General features: G+C 71.7%; 12 protein-coding genes. 5 read left to right on the top strand and 7 right to left on the bottom strand.

Going from position 1 to position 18,459, the window contains the following annotated elements:
* Nucleotide 1: 1 nt before the first annotated feature.
* From Mco01_RS00450 to Mco01_RS00430, 5 genes are all read right to left on the bottom strand, one after another.
* Complete coding sequence (locus tag Mco01_RS00450) at nucleotides 2-841, bottom strand: ABC transporter ATP-binding protein (protein WP_084369506.1); 840 nt, start codon at nucleotides 839-841, stop codon at nucleotides 2-4.
* Complete coding sequence (locus Mco01_RS00445) at nucleotides 838-1,761, bottom strand: ABC transporter ATP-binding protein (protein ID WP_036321261.1); 924 nt, start codon at nucleotides 1,759-1,761, stop codon at nucleotides 838-840. Before Mco01_RS00445 ends, Mco01_RS00450 begins: the two co-directional genes overlap by 4 nt.
* Entirely contained in the window at nucleotides 1,751-2,743 is a 993-nt protein-coding gene (locus tag Mco01_RS00440; protein ID WP_036321259.1) for a branched-chain amino acid ABC transporter permease, read from the bottom strand. Before Mco01_RS00440 ends, Mco01_RS00445 begins: the two co-directional genes overlap by 11 nt.
* A 12-nt stretch (nucleotides 2,744-2,755) precedes the next feature.
* On the bottom strand, nucleotides 2,756-4,039 hold the full coding sequence (locus Mco01_RS00435; RefSeq protein ID WP_239103231.1) for a branched-chain amino acid ABC transporter permease: 1,284 nt from the start codon (nucleotides 4,037-4,039) through the stop codon (nucleotides 2,756-2,758).
* Between the two features lie 411 nt (nucleotides 4,040-4,450).
* Nucleotides 4,451-4,834: a hotdog fold thioesterase gene (locus tag Mco01_RS00430; protein ID WP_204055192.1), complete on the bottom strand. Its 384-nt coding sequence runs from the start codon at nucleotides 4,832-4,834 to the stop codon at nucleotides 4,451-4,453.
* A 98-nt stretch (nucleotides 4,835-4,932) separates the two neighbouring features.
* On the opposite strand from Mco01_RS00430, the gene polA reads away from it, so the two are divergent.
* Nucleotides 4,933-7,614: a DNA polymerase I gene (polA, locus tag Mco01_RS00425; protein ID WP_204054918.1), complete on the top strand. Its 2,682-nt coding sequence runs from the start codon at nucleotides 4,933-4,935 to the stop codon at nucleotides 7,612-7,614.
* A 152-nt stretch (nucleotides 7,615-7,766) separates the two neighbouring features.
* Here the strand turns inward: polA and Mco01_RS00420 are convergent, their stop codons facing one another.
* A complete protein-coding gene (locus tag Mco01_RS00420) occupies nucleotides 7,767-8,534 on the bottom strand; it encodes a DUF2127 domain-containing protein (RefSeq protein ID WP_204054917.1) in 768 nt (255 codons plus the stop codon).
* A gap of 74 nt (nucleotides 8,535-8,608) precedes the next feature.
* Between Mco01_RS00420 and Mco01_RS00415 the strand changes: the two genes are divergently transcribed.
* The 4 genes from Mco01_RS00415 (at nucleotide 8,609) to coaE (ending at nucleotide 12,706) form a co-directional block, all read left to right on the top strand.
* Nucleotides 8,609-9,658, top strand: a complete 1,050-nt coding sequence (locus Mco01_RS00415; RefSeq protein ID WP_204054916.1) for a polysaccharide deacetylase family protein — start codon at nucleotides 8,609-8,611, stop codon at nucleotides 9,656-9,658.
* Nucleotides 9,659-9,875: 217 nt separating this feature from the next.
* Entirely contained in the window at nucleotides 9,876-11,339 is a 1,464-nt protein-coding gene (gene rpsA, locus Mco01_RS00410) for a 30S ribosomal protein S1 (protein ID WP_204054915.1), read from the top strand.
* Nucleotides 11,340-11,587: 248 nt separating this feature from the next.
* Nucleotides 11,588-12,046 carry a GNAT family N-acetyltransferase gene (locus tag Mco01_RS00405; RefSeq protein ID WP_239103230.1) on the top strand — a complete coding sequence of 153 codons (459 nt, stop codon included), beginning with the start codon at nucleotides 11,588-11,590 and terminating at the stop codon, nucleotides 12,044-12,046.
* Between the two features lie 66 nt (nucleotides 12,047-12,112).
* On the top strand, nucleotides 12,113-12,706 hold the full coding sequence (gene coaE, locus Mco01_RS00400; protein WP_204054914.1) for a dephospho-CoA kinase: 594 nt from the start codon (nucleotides 12,113-12,115) through the stop codon (nucleotides 12,704-12,706).
* Nucleotides 12,707-12,724: 18 nt separating this feature from the next.
* Here coaE and Mco01_RS00395 read toward each other — a convergent pair whose 3' ends face one another.
* The gene (locus tag Mco01_RS00395; RefSeq protein WP_204054913.1) at nucleotides 12,725-18,418 is read right to left on the bottom strand and encodes a WD40 domain-containing protein; all 5,694 of its coding nucleotides are present in this window, start codon (nucleotides 18,416-18,418) and stop codon (nucleotides 12,725-12,727) included.
* Nucleotides 18,419-18,459: the final 41 nt, after the last annotated feature.

Below are 18,459 nucleotides of genomic sequence, written 5' to 3'. Positions count from 1 at the left end.
CTCAGGCCCGGGCGAGCGTGCCCAGGTAGAGCTCGATGACCTTGGGGTCGTTGATCAGGTCGCGCCCGCTCGCCATGTAGGCGTTGCGGCCCTGGTCGAGGACGTAGCCGCGATGGCAGATCTGCAGGCAGCGCCGGGCGTTCTGCTCGACCATGATGACGGTCACGCCCGCCTTGTTGATCTGCTGGGCCTGGATGAAGACCAGGTCCTGCAGCTTGGGCGACAGGCCGGCCGACGGCTCGTCCAGCAGCAGCACGGACGGCTCGGTCATGAGGGCCCGGCCCATGGCGACCATCTGCCGCTCGCCGCCCGACAGCGAGCCGGCCCGCTGCCGGCGCCGCTCCCGGAGGGCGGGGAAGATCTCGCAGACGAACTCGAACCGCTCCTTGAACTTGCCGGGCACCTGGAAGGCGCCCATCTCCAGGTTCTCCTCGATCGTGAGGCTGGGGAAGACGTTGTTCGTCTGGGGGACGTAGCCGACCCCGCGGGCCACGAGGGAGTGGGCCTTGAGGTTGGTGATGTCCTCGCCGTTCAGGGTCACGGTCCCGGTGCGGATGGTGACCAGGCCGAACAGGCTCTTGAGCAGGGTCGACTTGCCGGCGCCGTTGGGGCCGATGATGCCGATCAGCTCGCCCTTCTTCACGTACAGGTCGGCGCCGTTGAGGATGTTGACGCCCGGGATGTACCCGGCGTACAGCTCGTCGGCCCGCAGCAGCGCGTCCTCGGCGCCGGCGAGGTGGTCGGACCGGTCGGTGACGGCGGCGCCGGAGGTCTCCGGCGCGGTCTCCGCGGACTCCTCGTCGGTCACGGCCGGGGTGGGGTCCGGCTCGGCGGCGGTCATGCCTTCTCCTCGATCTCCAGCTCGGCCTCTGCTTCCTGCAGCTGCTCCTCGGCCTCCTCGACGGACATCGGCGCGTCGTGGTGGGCGCCGAGGTAGGCGTCGACGACCCGGGAGTCGGACATGATGGTGTCCGGCGGGCCCTCGGCGATGACGTTGCCCTGGGCCATGACGACGACCCAGTCGCTGATGTCGCGGACCATGTCCATGTCGTGCTCGACGAACAGGACGGTCATGCCCTCCTCGCGCAGGGCCTTGACGTGGCCGAGCAGCGACTGGGTGAGGGCGGGGTTCACGCCGGCCATCGGCTCGTCGAGCATGACGAGCTCGGGGCCGACCATCAGCGCGCGGGCCATCTCCAGCAGCTTGCGCTGGCCGCCGGACAGGGAGCCGGCGAAGTCGTCGCGCTTCGCGTCCAGCTTGAAGCGCTCGAGGAGCTCCTCGGCGCGCTCGGTGATCTCGTCCTCCTGGCGGCGCCAGCTGCCCGGGATGAGGGCGCGGAAGAAGTTCTCGCCGCGCTGGTTCTGGGCGCCGAGCCGCATGTTCTCCATGACGGTGAGCTTCGACAGGGCCTTGGTGAGCTGGAAGGTCCGCACCATGCCCTGCCGCGCCACGCGGTGCGCGGGCACGCCCTTGAGCTGGTTGCCGTTGAAGGTCCAGGAGCCGGCGTCGGCGGTGTCGAAGCCGGTGAGCTGGTTGAAGAACGTGGTCTTGCCGGCGCCGTTCGGGCCGATCAGGGCGGTGATAGAGCCGCGCTGGATCTCCAGGTGGTCGACGTCGACGGCGGTGAGGCCGCCGAACCTGCGCACGACCTTGTCGACGACGAGGATCGGGTCGGGCTTGGGGACGCCGGGTTCGGTGGGGAGTCCTTCGAAGACGGCCGCCGCGGCCGCCTTCCGCGTCGTGGTGGTGTCAGCGTGCATCGAGCGCGATCTCCCTCTTGTCGCCGAAGATGCCCTGGGGACGGAAGATGAGCAGGAGCATCAGCCCGAGTCCGACGAGCATGAAGCGCACCGCGCCGACCTGGTTGACGGTCATGATCGAAGCGGGGATGACTCCGGCGCCGACGGCCTCGCTCAAGGTGTTCCCGACGAAGACCAGCAGAACCCAGAAGATCGCGGCTCCGACGACGGGGCTGAAGACCCGGGCGGCGCCGCCGAGGATCACGATCGTGTACGCGTAGAACGTGAACTCGGTGCTGAACAGGTCGGGCTGCACCGACGCCTGCCCGAGCGCGAAGACGAAGCCGCCGAGGCAGCCGATGACGCCGCCGAGGACGAGGGCCTGCATCTTGTAGGAGAAGACGTTCTTGCCGAGGCTGCGCACCGCGTCCTCGTCCTCACGGATGGCCTTGAGGACGCGGCCCCACGGGCTCTTCATGAGCAGGTACACCAGCGCGCAGGACAGCGCGACGAGGACCCAGCCGACGGTCAGCACCCAGCTGACCCGCTCGTTGAAGCTGATCGGGCCGATGCCGTACGTGCCGGGGGCGTAGGGGTTCATCGCGAAGAAGTCGCCGGAGAAGTTCTGCCGGCCGTCCGAGCCGCCGAAGACGCTGCTGAACTTCACCGATCGGAAGATCAGCCGGACGATCTCGGCGGCGGCGATGGTGACGATCGCGAGGTAGTCGGCCCGCAGCCGCAGTGTCGGGATGCCGAGCAGGAACGCCAGGATGACCGTGGCGACCAGCCCGATCGCGATGCCGAGCCAGAAGGGCAGGTGGAAGGTGGCCACGGTGACGGCCATGCCGTACGCCGCGACGCCGAGGAAGGCCGCCTGGCCGAAGTTGAGCAGCCCGGCGTAGCCGAACTGGACGTTGACGCCGATGGCGGCGAGCGCGTAGACGACGGTCTCCAGGCCGATTGACGCCTTGACCGTGGTGACGAAGATCGCGTACCAGTCCACGAGGGTCTCCGATCAGCCGATGCGCTCGCGGCGGCCCAGGATGCCCTGCGGCCGGAAGAGCATGACGAGGATGAGCACCATCAGCGCGCCGACGGTCTTCAGCTCGGTGGGCACCACGAGGGTGGAGAGCTGGATGAACAGGCCGACGACGATGGATCCGACCAGGGCGCCGAACGCGGTGCCGAGGCCGCCGAGGGTGACGCCCGCGAAGACGAGCAGCAGGATCTGGAAGCCCATCTGGTAGTTGACGTTCTGCGCGAGGCCGAGCATCACGCCGGCCAGGGCCGCCACGGCGCCGCCGACGGTCCAGATGATGCGGATGACCTGCTCGACGTTGATGCCGGACGAGGCGGCGAGCGCGGGGTTGTCGGCGACGGCGCGGGCCGCCTTACCGACACGGGTCCGCAGCAGGGCGAGCCCGACGATCACCAGGACGACGAGTTCGATGCCCATCGCGATGAAGTTCTTGGGGGCCGCGGAGATCGGGCCGACCTGGATGCCCGGCTGGGCGTTGTAGTCGAGGTAGGCCGAGCTCTCGCCGCCGAACACGAAGAGGAAGATGTAGCGCATCAGCAGCGCCAGGCCGATCGAGATGATCATCATGGCGATCAGGCTGCTGCCCCTGCGGCGGAGCTTGTTCCAGAAGAACGCGTCCTGCAGCCAGCCGAAGGCGCCGCCGACGACCACCGCGGCCACGGCGGCCCAGATGAGCGGGATGCCGACGACGACGTTGAAGAAGTACGCCGACATGGCGCCGAGCGTGAGGAGCTCGCCGTGCGCGAAGTTGGTCAGGCCCGTCGTCCCGAACACCAGGGACAGGCCCATTGCCGCGAGCGCGATGATGAGGCCGAGGTTGAAGCCCTCGAACGTGAGCTGCGCCACCCGGTCCCAGAACGAGGACTCCGAGGAGGACGAGGGGGTGGGAGCGCCCGAAGCGCCGGCCGGGACGAGGGCGAACAGCACGTTGCGCTGGCTCTCCTCGTAGACCTGGACGTCGAGGGTGGCACGGTTGGCGAACTTGAGGGCCACCCCCTTGGGGAGCGTCTTCTGGTCCAGAGTGACCTTGTACTTACCGGCCTTCGGGACCGGGACCTCCCACTTGCCGTCGGCCCCCGTGGTGACCTCCTTGACGGGTTGTCCGTCCTCCGTCACCACGCTGATCTTGACGCCGTTCACCGGCTGGCCTTGGTTTTGGAGTGTGCCCTTCAGCGCCTCGCCGTCCGCCCAGGCGGGGGAGGCGAGCAGAAAGACGAGTCCACCCAGGAAGGCCGTGAACGCGATCACGGCTCTGCGCAATGGTGCTCCCTCTATAGGTCATGGCGGGGTGGTGTCCCCCCATTCGGACACGCAACATCGCAACGGGTCTGCGACGTTGTGGCCGGAGCATAAGCCCGTGTCGCCCGTTTCAGGGCTGTTCGTCACCAATCGGTGACCAGGGTGTGTCACTGGCGTGAGCAAGCTTCCCAGGTCAGGACGGCTGCGGGCGGCGCGTCCGGTGACTTCTGATTCTGGACAGCGGCGAGCCCGCGGTGGACCTTTGGGACCGTACACAGCTTCCCCGGCTCCGCACGTTGTCTACTCGGTCTCCCACGGGCTCTGGAGCCACAACGGTAGCGACCCCTGGGGCTCCCGTGCAAAGAGAGTCGTAAGCCTTTCCGGTATGGCCGTGAATGTGGTGTTCACCGGCCCGCGGGGCTCGCCGCGGCGTCAGGACGCGTCCCTGATGAGGCAGGTCAGCCGGGCCGTGCAGACCGCGCGCCCCTCCTCGTCGGCGATCTCGATGACGTACGTCGCGAGCGTGCGGCCGCCGTGCACCCGGGTCGCGACGGCGGTCACGTCCCCGGAGGTGGCGGAGCGGTGGTGGGTGGCGTTGATCTCGATGCCGACCACCATCTTCCCCGGGCCGGCGTGCAGGGCGGCGCCGGTCGACCCGATCGTCTCGGCCAGGACGCAGGACGCCCCGCCGTGCAGCAGCCCGTACGGCTGGGTGTTGCCCTTCACGGGCATGCGGGCGACGACCCGCTCGGCGCTCGCCTCGAGGATCTCGATGCCCATGCGCTCGTGCAGGTGGCCCTTCCCGGCCTCGTTCATGGACGCGACGAGGTCCTCCGGATTCGTCAAGGTCAAGGGGACGCCTCCTGTGGGAAGAGCCTGGGGTTTCTGTCGTAGAGGGAGACTAGGCTGCGGGTGTGCCGAAGAGTGAAGCGACCCCCACCCGTCCGTGCCTGCTGCTGCTGGACGGGCACTCCCTCGCCTACCGCGCCTTCTACGCACTGAAGGACGCGAACCTCATGACGACGGACGGGCAGCACACGGAGGCGGTCTACGGCTTCACCTCGATGCTGGCCAACATCCTGCGGGACGAGCAGCCGAGCCACATCGCCGTCTGCTTCGACCGCAGCGAGCCCACGTTCCGGCACGAGGCCTACGACGGCTACAAGGCCAACCGCGCGGAGACCCCGGAGGACTTCCGCGGCCAGATGCAGCTCATCTTCGAGCTGCTCGACGCGCTGCGCGTCCCCCGGCTGTCGGTGGCCGGGTTCGAGGCCGACGACCTCATCGCCACTCTCGCCACCCGGGCCGCCGCCGACGGGATGAACGTGCTCATCGTCACCGGCGACCGCGACGCGCTCCAGCTGGTCGACGACAGCGTCACCGTGCTCATGACCCGGCGCGGCATCAGCGACATGACCCGCTTCACGCCCGAGGCCGTCGCCGAGAAGTACGGCCTCACCCCGGCGCAGTACCCCGACTTCGCGGCGCTGCGCGGCGACCCGAGCGACAACCTCCCCAGCATCCCCAGCGTGGGGGAGAAGACCGCCACGAAGTGGATCGCCGAGTTCGGCTCGCTCGACGAGCTGGTCCGGCGGGCCGACGAGGTGAAGGGCAAGGTCGGCGACAAGCTCCGCGAGCACCTCGGCCAGGTGATCCACAACCGCATGCTCACCGAGCTGAAGCGCGACGTCGCGATCGACGCCGAGACGGCCGACCTGCGGATGGGCCTGTGGGACCGCGAGGAGGTCAACAAGCTCCTCGACGCCCTGCAGATCCGCGGCGAGCTGCGCGAGCGGCTGTTCAAGACCCTCGGCACGACCGAGCCGGAGGCCGAGGAGGGCTTCGAGCTGGAGGTCGCCGTGCTGGAGCCCGGCCAGGTGGCCGCCTGGCTCGCCGCCCTCCCCGAGGGCAGGGCCGGCCTGGCGTTCCAGGGCGTGTACGGCAGCGGCACCGGCAGGCTCGACGGCGTGGCGGTGGCCGGGCCGGACGGCGCGGCCTACCTCGACCCCTCCCGGCTCACGGAGGAGGACGAGGCGGCCCTGGGTGCCTGGCTGGCCGACGAGACCCGGCCCAAGGCCGTCCACGACGCCAAGGGCGCGCTGCTGGCGCTGTGGGCGCACGGCCACGACCTGCGCGGCCTCACCTGCGACACGGCCCTGGCGGCCTATCTCGCCATGCCGGGGCAGCGGACGTTCCCGCTCGACGACCTGGTCCTGCGCTACCTGCACCGCGAGCTGCGGGCCGAGTCCGCGCCCGACGGGCAGGGCTCGCTGTTCGACGACGCCGACGTGAGCGCCGCCCGCGACCTGGCGCTGCGGGCCCAGGCCGTGCGCGACCTGGCCGACGCCCTGGAGGGGCACCTGTCCGAGCGGGGCGGCACCCGCCTGGTCACCGAGGTGGAGCTGCCGCTGGTCCGGGTGCTCGCCGAGATGGAGCGGGCCGGCATCGCCGCCGACCGGCAGTACTTCGCGGCCCTGGAAGCGGAGTTCGGCGCCGCCGTGAAGCACGCGACGGAGGCCGCCCACCAGGCCGTGGGGGAGCAGTTCAACCTCGGCTCGCCCAAGCAGCTCCAGGAGATCCTGTTCGTCAAGCTCGGCCTGCCCAAGACCAAGAGGATCAAGACCGGCTACACGACCGACGCCGACGCCCTCGCCTGGCTGGCCCTGCAGACCGACAACGAGCTGCCGACGATCCTGCTGCGCCACCGCGACCAGACCAAGCTGCGCACCACGGTCGAGGGGCTGATCAAGGAGATCGGCGACGACGGGCGGATCCACACCACGTTCAACCAGATCGTCGCCGCGACCGGCCGGCTGTCGAGCGAGAAGCCCAACCTGCAGAACATCCCGATCCGCACGGTCGAGGGCCGCCGCATCCGCAAGGGCTTCGTCGTGGGCGAGGGCTACGAGACCCTGCTCACGGCCGACTACAGCCAGATCGAGCTGCGGATCATGGCCCACCTCTCGCAGGACGCGTCGCTGATCGCGGCGTTCGAGTCCGGCCACGACTTCCACCAGGCGACCGCGTCCCGCGTCTTCGACCTGCCGCCCGAGAAGGTCGACGGCGACCTGCGGGCCCGGATCAAGGCCATGAACTACGGCCTGGCCTACGGGCTGTCCGACTTCGGGCTCTCCGGGCAGCTCAACATCCCGGTCGCCGAGGCGCGGGCGCTCAAGGAGGAGTACTTCGAGGAGTTCGGCGGCGTCCGCGACTACCTGGAGGCCATCGTCGCGCAGGCCCGCACCGACGGGTACACCGAGACCATCCTCGGCCGCCGGCGTTACCTGCCCGACCTGACCAGCGACAACCGGCAGCGGCGGGAGATGGCCGAGCGGATGGCGCTCAACGCCCCGATCCAGGGCTCGGCCGCCGACATCATCAAGGTCGCCATGCTCGACGTCCAGAGGGCCGTCGAGGGCATGCGCTCGCGGATGCTCCTGCAGGTCCACGACGAGCTGGTGTTCGAGGTGGCCCCCGGGGAGCTGGAGGAGCTCACCGACGTCGTGCGGCGGCAGATGTGCGCCGCCTACGAGCTGCGCGTCCCCCTTGAGGTGAGCGTGGGCGTCGGGCCCACCTGGGAGGACGCCGGCCACTGATCCCGGCACTGACCCCCGGCGCTGGCCTGGGCGTTGACCCCGGGCACGGGCCCGGCGCTGACCCCGGCCGGGGCCGGGGCGCCGCCGTCATCAGAGGCTGCGTCGAGAGGCGGCGTCGGTCTCCGGCTTGAGGGGCGGCGGGAGGGTTGGCGTCAGGGGCGGCGGGAGGGGGCCAGACCGGCCGCCTCCACCTCCAGGATGCTCGCCTCGTGCCGTTCGGCGTCGTAGGCGGCCCGGCCGCCGCGCAGCCCGAACAGCCGCTTGCTCAGGGCGATGTACAGCGCCGCCGCGATGTTGATCAGCAGGACGACGATCCGCAGCGCGGTGACCTTCTCGGTGATCTCGTAGATCTCCACGGGGATGAAGGCCGAGGTCACCACCACCGAGAAGTACTCGCCCCACCGCTTGAGCAGCCACAGGCCGACGCCCTCGACGATCATGAGGGTCGCCAGGGCCACGAGGCCGACGGAGATCCCGGTCAGCGTCGTGGTCTTGGCCGCCAGCACCGACCGCAGCGTGTGGACCACCCCCGACTCCTCGAGGTTCCAGCCCAGCCGATCGGTGATCGGCTTGACCAGCGGCAGATCCTGGTCGAACGCCCGCTGCACCGCGTCCCGCTCCGCACGGAAGCGCCACACGCCGTACGCGCCGGCGAGCACGAGCACGCCTTTCAGCCAGCGGAAGACCGCGATCAGCCGCAGGACCGTGGCGTCGCGGAGCGCGTTCCCACGCAGCACGACGGGGGCGTCGCGCGCCGGGCCCGACCCGCGCGGCGGCCCGAGCGTGAAGTCGCCGCAGCGCAGGCAGCGCCACGCCTCGCCGAGAACGGTCTCGGCCCTCAGCCGCGAGCGCAGCGCCTCCTCGTCCGGCGAATACGTGACGTGGCCATGCCGGCCGCAGGCGCGAAGACTCCAGTCCACAGGGAAATCACAACACATGTGAATCGGGTGAGGACGGGCACTAAGGTCAAATAACTGTGCGAAGCCTTGCCCAGATGACCGCCATCGCCAACGTCGTCGTGGTCGTCGTCGGTCTGGCCGTGCTCGTGCTGCTGCCTCCTGTGGAGCGTGCCGAGCCCGAGCGGACGGCGCTGCCGCCGAAGGCCGCGCTGCCCCCCGCCCGGACGGCGGAGCCGGTCCAGGCGACCGCGGAGTCGGCGAAGAAGGTGCGCGCGAACGAGGTCGGGCTGGTGCCCGTGATCATGTACCACCGGCTGCTGCGCCGGCGCGTCGCGTCGATCGACCGAACACCCGCCGAGCTGCGGGGCGAGCTCGAACGGCTGGCCAAGGACAACTACGTCCCCGTCACCGCCGCCGAGTTCGTCTCCCGGAAGATCGACATCCCCGCGGGGTCGCACCCGGTCGTCCTCACGTTCGACGACGGCAGCCCCTCGCACTTCGCGGTCGACGCCAACGGCATGCCGAGGAACGACACGGCCGTGGGGATCATCTACGAGGTCGCCGCCCGCCACCCGGACTTCCGGCCGGTGGCCACGTTCTACGTCAACCGGGAGCCGTTCGGCGTGCGGAACAGGGCGAGCGAGGCGCAGGCGGTGAAGTGGCTGCTCGGCCACGGCTTCGAGGTGGCCAACCACACCTATTCCCATCCCGACCTGCACCGCCTGCCCAGCGCGAAGGTGCGCGAGCAGATCGTCCGCCAGGAGCGGCTCCTCAAGACGCTCGGGGTGACCTCGTCCACCACGTTCGCCCTGCCGTACGGGTCGCAGCCGAAGAAGGCGGGCACGGCGCACGACGGCTCCTACGACGGGACGAAGTACCACTTCGACGGCGTGTTCCTCGCCGGGGCCGAGCCCGCGGTTTCGCCCAACGCGAAAAGCTTCCAGCGGTACGCGATACCGAGGATCCAGAGCAACGGAAAACACGGTGACTGCAGCCGCTGGTGCACGACCTATTGGCTCGATTGGCTGGACAAACACCCACAGGAGCGCTATACGTCCGATGGGGACCCCACCCATGTGTCCGTTCCGCGGAAACTGAAGGGCCGGGTCCGGTCAAGTGAGGCCAAAGCGGTCATCGCGTACTAGAGGCGCGGGCGAGCGGTTCTGTGGCCGGTCCGGATTGACCCCGCCCTTCAGGTCTCATATGCTGATCGCTGCGCTGTGGGCTCGCGCGCGTCACGGACGGAGCGGGCTCGCGCTCGGTCATCCGTAGGTTCAGGAAAGATCAGACTTCGGTGAACGAAAACAGGCCCGCTGCGCTTCTGTCACAACGACATCTGTCCGGTTCGGAGCAATTCCACACATGACGAGCAGCACTGAGGCCACCTCGAGCACCCCGCAGGTAGCGGTCAACGACATCGGTTCCGAGGAGGCCTTCCTCGCCGCGATCGACGAGACCATCAAGTACTTCAACGACGGCGACATCGTTGAAGGCACCGTTGTCAAGGTCGATCGAGACGAGGTCTTGCTCGACATTGGCTACAAGACCGAGGGCGTCATCCCGTCCCGCGAGCTCTCGATCAAGCACGATGTCGACCCGGCCGAGGTCGTCGAGGTCGGAGAGCACGTCGAGGCCCTGGTCCTCCAGAAGGAGGACAAGGAAGGCCGCCTGATCCTGTCCAAGAAGCGCGCCCAGTACGAGCGCGCCTGGGGCACGATCGAGAAGATCAAGGACGAGGACGGCATCGTCACGGGCACCGTCATCGAGGTCGTCAAGGGCGGTCTGATCCTCGACATCGGCCTGCGCGGCTTCCTCCCGGCGTCCCTGGTCGAGATGCGCCGTGTCCGCGACCTCCAGCCGTACGTCGGCCGCGAGCTCGAGGCCAAGATCATAGAGCTGGACAAGAACCGCAACAACGTGGTCCTGTCCCGCCGCGCGTGGCTCGAGCAGACGCAGTCGGAGGTCCGCCAGACCTTCCTCAACACCCTGCAGAAGGGTCAGGTCCGCAAGGGCGTCGTCTCCTCGATCGTCAACTTCGGCGCGTTCGTGGACCTCGGCGGCGTCGACGGCCTGGTCCACGTGTCCGAGCTGTCCTGGAAGCACATCGACCACCCGTCCGAGGTCGTCGAGGTCGGCCAGGAGGTCACGGTCGAGGTCCTCGACGTCGACATGGAGCGCGAGCGGGTCTCGCTGTCGCTGAAGGCGACGCAGGAGGACCCGTGGCAGCAGTTCGCCCGGACCCACCAGATCGGCCAGGTCGTCCCCGGCCGGGTCACCAAGCTGGTGCCGTTCGGCGCGTTCGTCCGGGTCGAGGAGGGCATCGAGGGCCTGGTCCACATCTCCGAGCTGGCCGAGCGCCACGTGGAGATCCCGGAGCAGGTCGTGCAGGTCGGCGACGAGATCTTCGTCAAGATCATCGACATCGACCTGGACCGCCGCCGGATCTCGCTGTCGCTGAAGCAGGCCAACGAGGGCGTCGGCACCGAGGTCGAGTTCGACCCCACGCTGTACGGCATGGCGGCGACCTACGACGACGCGGGCAACTACATCTACCCCGAGGGCTTCGACGCCGAGACCGGCGAGTGGCTCGAGGGCTTCGACAAGCAGCGCGAGGAGTGGGAGCGGCAGTACGCCGAGGCCCAGGCCCGCTTCGAGGCGCACCGCTCGCAGATCGAGAAGGCCCGCCAGGAGGAGGCGGCGGCCAGCGAGGCCGCTCCCTCGTCCTACAGCGGCGGCGGCGAGACCAACGCCCAGACCGGCGGCGCCCTCGCCTCCGACGAGGCCCTCGCGGCCCTGCGCGAGAAGCTGGCCGGCGGCCAGAGCTGATCGCCCACCGGCCCAGCCGGCGGTAAGACCGAGCGAAAGGCCCCGCCCCTTCCGGGCGGGGCCTTTCCGCGTCCCCAGCCCTCGCCAAGCGGCCGGACAGGCAACTCCTGGCGCGTGGCGGCGCCTCCCGCGCCTCGGCCACGCCATGCGGCCGCGCCATGCGGCCGCGCCGCACCGGTCGGCATGTCGGCGTCCTGCTTTCCAGACGGCCGCGAAGCGGCGGGGGCGGCCACCGGTAGGGTGATCGCGTGGTGGAGATCGAGCGGGCGCGGCCTGAGGACGCGGGGGAGATCCTCACGCTCCAGCGGGCGGCCTATGTCACCGAGGCCCAGATGTACGGCGACCCGTTCATCGGCCCGCTCGTCGAGTCCCTCGACCAGGTCCGCGCCGTGGTCGAGAACGGCATCGTGCTCAAGGCCGTCGACGCCGGGCGGATCGTCGGGTCGGTCCGCGGCCGGATGTCCGGCACGACCTGCCTCGTCGGCCGCCTCGTGGTGGCGCCCGACCGGCAGGGCCAGGGGATCGGCGGCGCCCTGCTGGCCGCCCTGCACGAGGCCGTCCCCGAGGCGACCGCGTTCGACCTGTTCACCGGGCACCTGTCCGAGGGGAACCTGCGCCTGTACCGCCGCCTCGGCTACCGCGAGACCCACCGCGAACGACTGCAGGACCATCTGACCCTCATCCACCTCCGTCGCGCCCTCGGCTGAGGCGACCGCGGCGCCCACGGGCGACCGGCCTCCCGTGGGTGGCCCGGCGGCCGGTAGGCTTCGGGCGTGCTGAAGGTCGGGCTCACGGGCGGCATAGGGTCGGGCAAGAGCGAGGTGTCGCGCAGGCTCGCGGCCCACGGCGCGGTCGTGATCGACGCCGACACGATCGCCCGAGAGGTGGTCGAACCGGGAACCCCGGGGCTGGCGGAGGTGGTCGAGGCGTTCGGCGAGGGCGTGCTCCGCCCCGACGGGACGCTCGACCGCGAGAAGCTCGGGTCGATCGTGTTCGCCGACGCCGCCCAGCTGAAGATCCTCAATGGCATCGTCCACCCGAAGGTCGGCGCCCGCGTCGAGGAGCTCCAGCGGGCCGCCCCCGAGGACGCCGTCGTCGTCTACGACGTCCCGCTCCTGGCCGAGAACGGCCTCGCCCCCCTGTACGACGTCGTGATCGTGGTCGACGCGCCCGACGACGTCAGGATCGAGCGGCTGCGCACGTTCCGCGGCATGGCCGAGGCCGACGCGCGGGCCAGGATCGCGGCGCAGGCCACCCGGGAGGACCGGCTGGCCGTCGCCGACATCGTGATCGACAACGGCGGCACGCTCGAGTCGCTCGACGCCCAGGCCGACAAGGTCTGGCTCGACCTGACCACCCGTCGCTGATCTACGACGTAAAGGCGCTCAGAAGGGTTCGTCGAGGGCCAGGCGGCGCACCTCGGGGAGGTACTCGTCGAGCTCGCCAGGCTCGAAGCGGCACATGCCGACGACGTACCAGAACTGGCCGGACACGTCGCCCTCCAGCTTGTAGTGGCCGCCCGGCGCGAACGCCGCCCAGCCCTCGGGCAGGCCGAGCAGGGTGGCCCGCCGGGTCCAGGCCGGCACGTCCCACAGGATCACCACGCCGTCGTCGCCGGCGCTCGCGAGCAGGTCGCCGGAGGGGTGGAACGCCACCGACCAGACCCGGCGGGTGTGCCCGGTCAGCGACTGGACGTGCGCCCCCGACACCGGGTCCCACAGCCGCACGGTCAGGTCGTCGCCGGCCGTGGCCAGCAGGTCGCCTGACGGGCTGAACGCGGCGGTCCAGAGCCGGCCGGCTCCGCGTTCGAGCACGTGCCGGCATCGGCCGCTCGTGACGTCCCACAGCCGGGCGGTGCCGTCGTTGCTCGCGCTCGCCAGCAACCGGCCGTCCGGGTGGAACACCACGGAGTACACCCGGTCCTCGTGGCCGTCCAGGGTGGCGACGTACGCCCCGGAGGGCACCTCCCACAGCCGGACCTTCCGGTCGTCGCAGCCGGTGGCGAGCAGGCGGCCGTCCGGGCTGAACGCGATCGAGCGCACCCGGCCCCGGTGGCCGGCCAGGTTGACCACCTGCCGTCCGGTGGTGCGGAACCACAGCCGGACGCTGTCGTCGTCGTTCGCGGTCGCGAGGAGCTCGCCGTCCGGGCTCAGCGCCTCCGCCCAGACGTGGTCGGTCTCGACGTTGAGCTCGCGCTCGTACGTCCCGGCGGCCGGGTTCCACAGGTAGACGCCGCCGTCGTTGCTGGCGGTCGCCAGCAGCGGCCCGGCAGGGCTGAAGACGGCCGAGACCAGCCGGTCGGCCGCGCCGGTGAGGGAGCGGTGCCGGCGGCCGGTCCGGGGGTCCCACAGCCGCACGTAGCCGTCGTTGCCGCAGGTGGCGAGCATGCTGCCGTCGGCGGAGAACCGCACGGAGGTGATCCGGCGGCCGTGCCCCCGCAGCGTCTGCCTGCACTGCCCGGTGAGCGGGTCCCACAGGCGGGTCGTGCCGTCGTTGCTGCTGGTCACGAGCTGCCGGCCGTCCGGGCGGAACGCGAACGGCCACACCGAACCGCGGTGCCCGGTCAGCTCGGTTCGGGGCCGGGCCGTCGCGGTGTCCCAGGTCCGTACGACGCCGTCGCTGTCGCCGGTGGCCAGCAGCTCCCCGGACGGGCTGAACAGCACCTGGTACACGGCGCCCCGGTGGCCGGGGACGTCGCCCGCCGGGGTGCCCGCGACCGGGTCCCACAGCCGCACGGCTCCCGTCGTGTCGCCGGACGCGAGCAGGTGGCCTCCGGGGTGGAACGCCATGGCGTAGATCCGGCCGGGGTGGCCGGTCAGCTCGTGGATCGGCTCGCCGGTGCGGGGGTCCCAGATCCGCAGCACGCCCTGACCGTCGCCCGCGGCGAGCAGCGTGCCGTCGGGGCTGAGGACGAGCCGGTAGACGGCGCCGCTGTGGCCGTGGAGGTGGTGGCGGACCCGGCCGGTGGCGAGGTCCCACACGCGGATCGCCCCCGCCGAGTCGCCGGTGACGAGCAGGCCCGGCAGGAAGACGGCCGTGTAGACGGGCGCAGCGTGCCCGGGCAGCTCCAGCAGCGGCTCGCCGCCCGACCACACCCGCACCACCCCGTCGGCTCCGCCCGCGGCGATCAGGTCGCCGGACGTCACGACCGGCCAGACGCCCTGGGGGTGGCCCTGCAGGACGTGGAGAGCGGCGCCGGTCGCCGTGTCCCAGACGCGGACGGTCCCGTCGGCGGCGCCGGTCACCAGTCCCGTCGCGCCGTACACGGCCTTGTAGACCCGCCCGCGGTGGCCCTGGAGCGTCCGCAGGGCGGAGCCGGTCACGCTGTCGCAGACGAGCACGCCGCCGTCCTCGCTGCCCACCGCGAGCATCCCGCCGTCGGGGCTGTACGCGACGGGCTCGGGCAGCCGGCTGCTCTCGAAGTGGTAGCCGTACGGCACGCCGACGAGGGCGGGCGCGAGCTCGGCGGTCACGGGCCGGCCGGGCGCGACGGCGGCGCCGCGGAGCTCGGGGGCGTCGGCCGGGACGCCCACGGCGTCGATCAACGCGGCCCGGTCCCACGTGCCGCCCTCGACGGCCGCGTCGCGCAGGTCGGCCCGGGCGAGCCGGGCCCGCGACAGGTCGGCGCCGCGCAGGTCGGCGCCCGCCAGCACGGCCTCGTCCAGCCGGGCGCCCGCGAGCGTGGCGTCGCGCAGCACGGCGTGCGCCAGGTTGGCGCCGACCAGCCGCGCGTCGGTGAGGTCCGCGCCGGTGAGGTCGACGCCCGACAGCTCCCGGTACGACAGGTCCTCCCCGCTGAGGCGGGCGCCCCGCAGGTCGGTCCGCGCCGGTGTGCGCAGCCGGGTCGTCACCTTGATCGCGTTGGCCCTGGCCGCGTCGCCGGAGGCCGGGGAGGCGAGCGTGCGGGCGGCCCACGACTGCAGGCGGGCGGCGTCGGCCAGGTCGCACAGGAAGTCGACGGTGAGGGCCGACAGCGGGCGCAGCGCCAGGTCGTCGAGCGAGCCCGACAGGTGGCGCGCGACCAGCCACTCCACGACCGACGCGTGGATGAAGCCGAACAGCCCCTCGTCGGTGCGGACCAGCAGGCTCCCGGCCCCCACCGCGTGCGCCGCCTGGCCGGGCGACAGCCGGTCGCCCGACACCGCGGCGCGCCCGGCGCCCTCCTGCTCGGTCTCGGCCCCGCCAGGCCGGTCCGCGGAACCGGTCAGGCCGGTCAGCGTGTCGGCGACCTCGGAGAGCTCCGACGGGCGCAGGTAGGTCTCGCCGGTCTCCCACAGGCGCAGGGCGAGCGTCGTCGCGGCCCGCCACAGCTCGTCGCGGGTCAGCCCGCCGGGCGAGCCGGCGACGCCGCGGGTGCGGTTCTCCTCGAACGCCAGCCAGGTGTCGAGGATCTCCTGGTACAGGCCGGCGGCGCTGATCGCCTCCCCCGCCTGCGCCACGGCGCGCAGCCGCTCCTCGGGCAGGTCGGCGATGAAGCTGAGCATCCGGGGGTTCTGCGCGAGGCCGAGCAGGTCGCCGACTCCCCGCAGCAGGTCCATGCGATCGTCCGCCGCCCGCTGCGAGCCGTACCGGTTGACCAGGTACGCCCTGATCTGGTCTTGGGTGAACTCCTCGATGCTCAGCACCCGGCGGTTGGGCAGCAGCCCGACCTTCTCGCCGAGCGCGGTCATCACCTGGCTGCGGGACTTGAAGTGCTGGGTGCGGCCGGCCACCACGATCTTCGCCTTGTCCTCCGCGGCCTGCAGGAGGGTGTCGAGGTGGTCGGCCGCCCGTTCGTACGTGACCCGGGTGACGAGCTCGTCGAAGCCGTCGAACAGCAGCACGATCCGGCCCTGGCGCAGCATGTAGTGGAAGGCCTTGAGGTCGATCAGCTCCTCGCCGTGGTTGGCCAGGTGGGCGGCGACCAGACCGTCGACCGAGTGCGCCTTGTCGAGGGCGCGCAGCTCGATCAGGATCGGCGTGAGGTGCGGCAGCTCGGACGGGATGCGCCGGGCCACCTCGTGCAGGGCGAAGGTCTTGCCCCGCCCGAAGTCGCCGAGCACGAGCACGAACCGGCCGTGGTCGGCGGCGAGCAGCCGCATCAGCTCCCCGGCCAGGTCGTCGCGGACGCCCTCCCCGGCCCGGTCGAGCTCCCGGAACCGCTGCGGCACGTACAGGTCGGGCGGGTAGCGTCGGTCGCTCCGCAGCCGGGCCGTCTGCCCGGCCACGTGGTCGGACAGGTCGAGCAGCCCCTGGAACTCGGTGAAGCTGCGCAGCCGCAGCCCGCGCCGCAGCGCGTCGTCCCGCAGCGCCTGGGCCGGGGTCGGCCCCTGGTAAACCAGCTCCGAGCCGTGCTCCAGCCCGGCGGCGTGCACGTGGGCGAGGAACGCCTCGACCCGGTCGCGGGTGAGCGGCCCGGCGTGGGCGCCGATGAGGAACTGCCGGACGAAGCCGTCCTCGGGGTGGGTGACGAGCAGGTGCGGCGGGTCGCCCGGGACCCGGCGGATCTTGGCCCGTTCGAACCGCGTCTCGCACACCTCGACGATCCGGTCGAGCAGCAGGTCGGCCGGCCCGGCCTGGGTGTCGGGCTCGGGCGGCGGCCCGGGCTCGGCCGGCGCGGGCGGGCTCTGCGGCCGCCACAGCCGCCAGGCGTACGGGACGACCTCGGGCCCGCCCAGCTCGGCCCGGTCGCGCGGCCACCGGCGCAGCCCCTCCGGGGTGAGCTGGACGATCTGGTGGCGGCCCGGCGCGAGGGCGGGCAGGCACGGCAGCCCGTCGAGCTCCCAGAGGTCCTCGGGGCCGCGGCGGGGGTCGCGGCCGTGCAGGAGGAGGTCGAGGCGGGAGCCGAGCAGGCGCTCCAGCGTGCCGGCGTCGCGCAGGCCCGGCGGCGGGTGCGCGACGGCCCCCACCTTCAGCCAGCCGTCGTACTGCCGCAGCCGCTCGGCGAACCAGGCCGCCTGGGCCTCGCCGACGAACCCGTGGTCGTCCTCCTCGCGGTGGCTCATCGCGATCGTGGAGTTGAGCCCGGCCACCACCGTCCGCAGCTCGGGCAGCTCGAAAAGCGTCCACGGCTGCGCGCTGTCGAACGCCGGCCCGTCGAGGCCCTGGTAGATCTCCTTGAAGAGAGTGGAGAAGTGGCGCCACTTCGGCCAGTACGGCGGCTGGGGTGCCACGTCGTCGGCCTCGCAGGTGGCGAAGTAGGCGCGGCAGGCGGCCCTGGTGACGTCGCGCGGCCCGGGGACGACCACCAGGCGGCCCGGCTCCAGGCCCAGCAGCACGCGCAGCCCCGTCAGGAACGTCAGCGCCTGCTCGCACTCCCGGATGCTGCCCGACTCGGTGAGGTCGCCGGTGACGACCAGCAGGTCGGGCCGGGGCACCCCGGCGTCCGCCAGCCGGGTCAGGTCGGCCCAGATGCTCGCCTGCAGCTCACCCGCGTCGATGGGCTCGTCGGCCTCGGCGAGCCCGCGGCCGAACCGCGGCCCGGCCACGTGCAGCATGCTGACCGTCGCCGCGCCGCCCGCGCGGGCCGCCGAGGGGAAGGCGGGAGCCGTCGCGGGGGTGCGCCGCGGCCGCGGCACCCGTACGGCGGGCTCCCGGGGCGGCTCGTCCGGCGGGCCGGGACGCGCCGCGACCGCCGCCGGCGGGAAGTGGGGCTGCTCGGCGGGCTTGGCGCGCCCGGCGAGCGCCTGGCGGATCCGGGTGAGCAGCAGCCGCCGGGCCTCGTCGGGATCGGCCACCCCGAGGAGGTCGACCCAGGTGATCGTCGACAGCAGGCCCTCGAGCGGGCAGTCCTCCAGCCGCACGGTGACGAGCTTGTTGGAGGGGTTGTCGGGATCGGCGCGCAGCGCGGCCTGCCACTCCAGCCGTCCGTACCGCGACTGGAGGTAGTTGCGGGTGAGCACGGCGACGACGAGGTCGGCCTCGCTGACGCCGCGGTCCATGAAGTCGATGAAGTTGGTGCCGGGCACGAAGTCCCACGCCTGGAGCATGGTGCGGTAGCCGGCGGCCTCCAGCTGCCAGGCGATCCACGTCGCCCACCGCTCGTCGGCGGGGGAGTAGCTGATGAAGATCTCCGTCCGGGCGTCCTCGCGGCCGTTCATGCCGTCTCCCGTGCGCCCGCTCCCGGGGCGGGGACGGCGGG

This window comes from Microbispora corallina (assembly GCF_016863035.1).
Taxonomy (GTDB): Bacteria; Actinomycetota; Actinomycetes; order Streptosporangiales; family Streptosporangiaceae; genus Microbispora; species Microbispora corallina.
The sequence above is the reverse complement of the archived record's forward strand: the minus strand, read 5'-3'. Positions and strand labels throughout refer to the sequence as shown.

Bases quoted from the DNA above. Each gene is read 5' to 3' on its own strand.
- Mco01_RS00450 (WP_084369506.1), bottom strand. From the start codon at position 841: ATGACCGCCGCCGAGCCGGACCCCACCCCGGCCGTGACCGACGAGGAG.
- Mco01_RS00445 (WP_036321261.1), bottom strand. From the start codon at position 1,761: ATGCACGCTGACACCACCACGACGCGGAAGGCGGCCGCGGCGGCCGTC.
- Mco01_RS00430 (WP_204055192.1), bottom strand. From the start codon at position 4,834: ATGAACGAGGCCGGGAAGGGCCACCTGCACGAGCGCATGGGCATCGAG.
- Mco01_RS00415 (WP_204054916.1), top strand. From the start codon at position 8,609: ATGACCGCCATCGCCAACGTCGTCGTGGTCGTCGTCGGTCTGGCCGTG.
- rpsA (WP_204054915.1), top strand. From the start codon at position 9,876: ATGACGAGCAGCACTGAGGCCACCTCGAGCACCCCGCAGGTAGCGGTC.
- Mco01_RS00395 (WP_204054913.1), bottom strand. From the start codon at position 18,418: ATGAACGGCCGCGAGGACGCCCGGACGGAGATCTTCATCAGCTACTCC.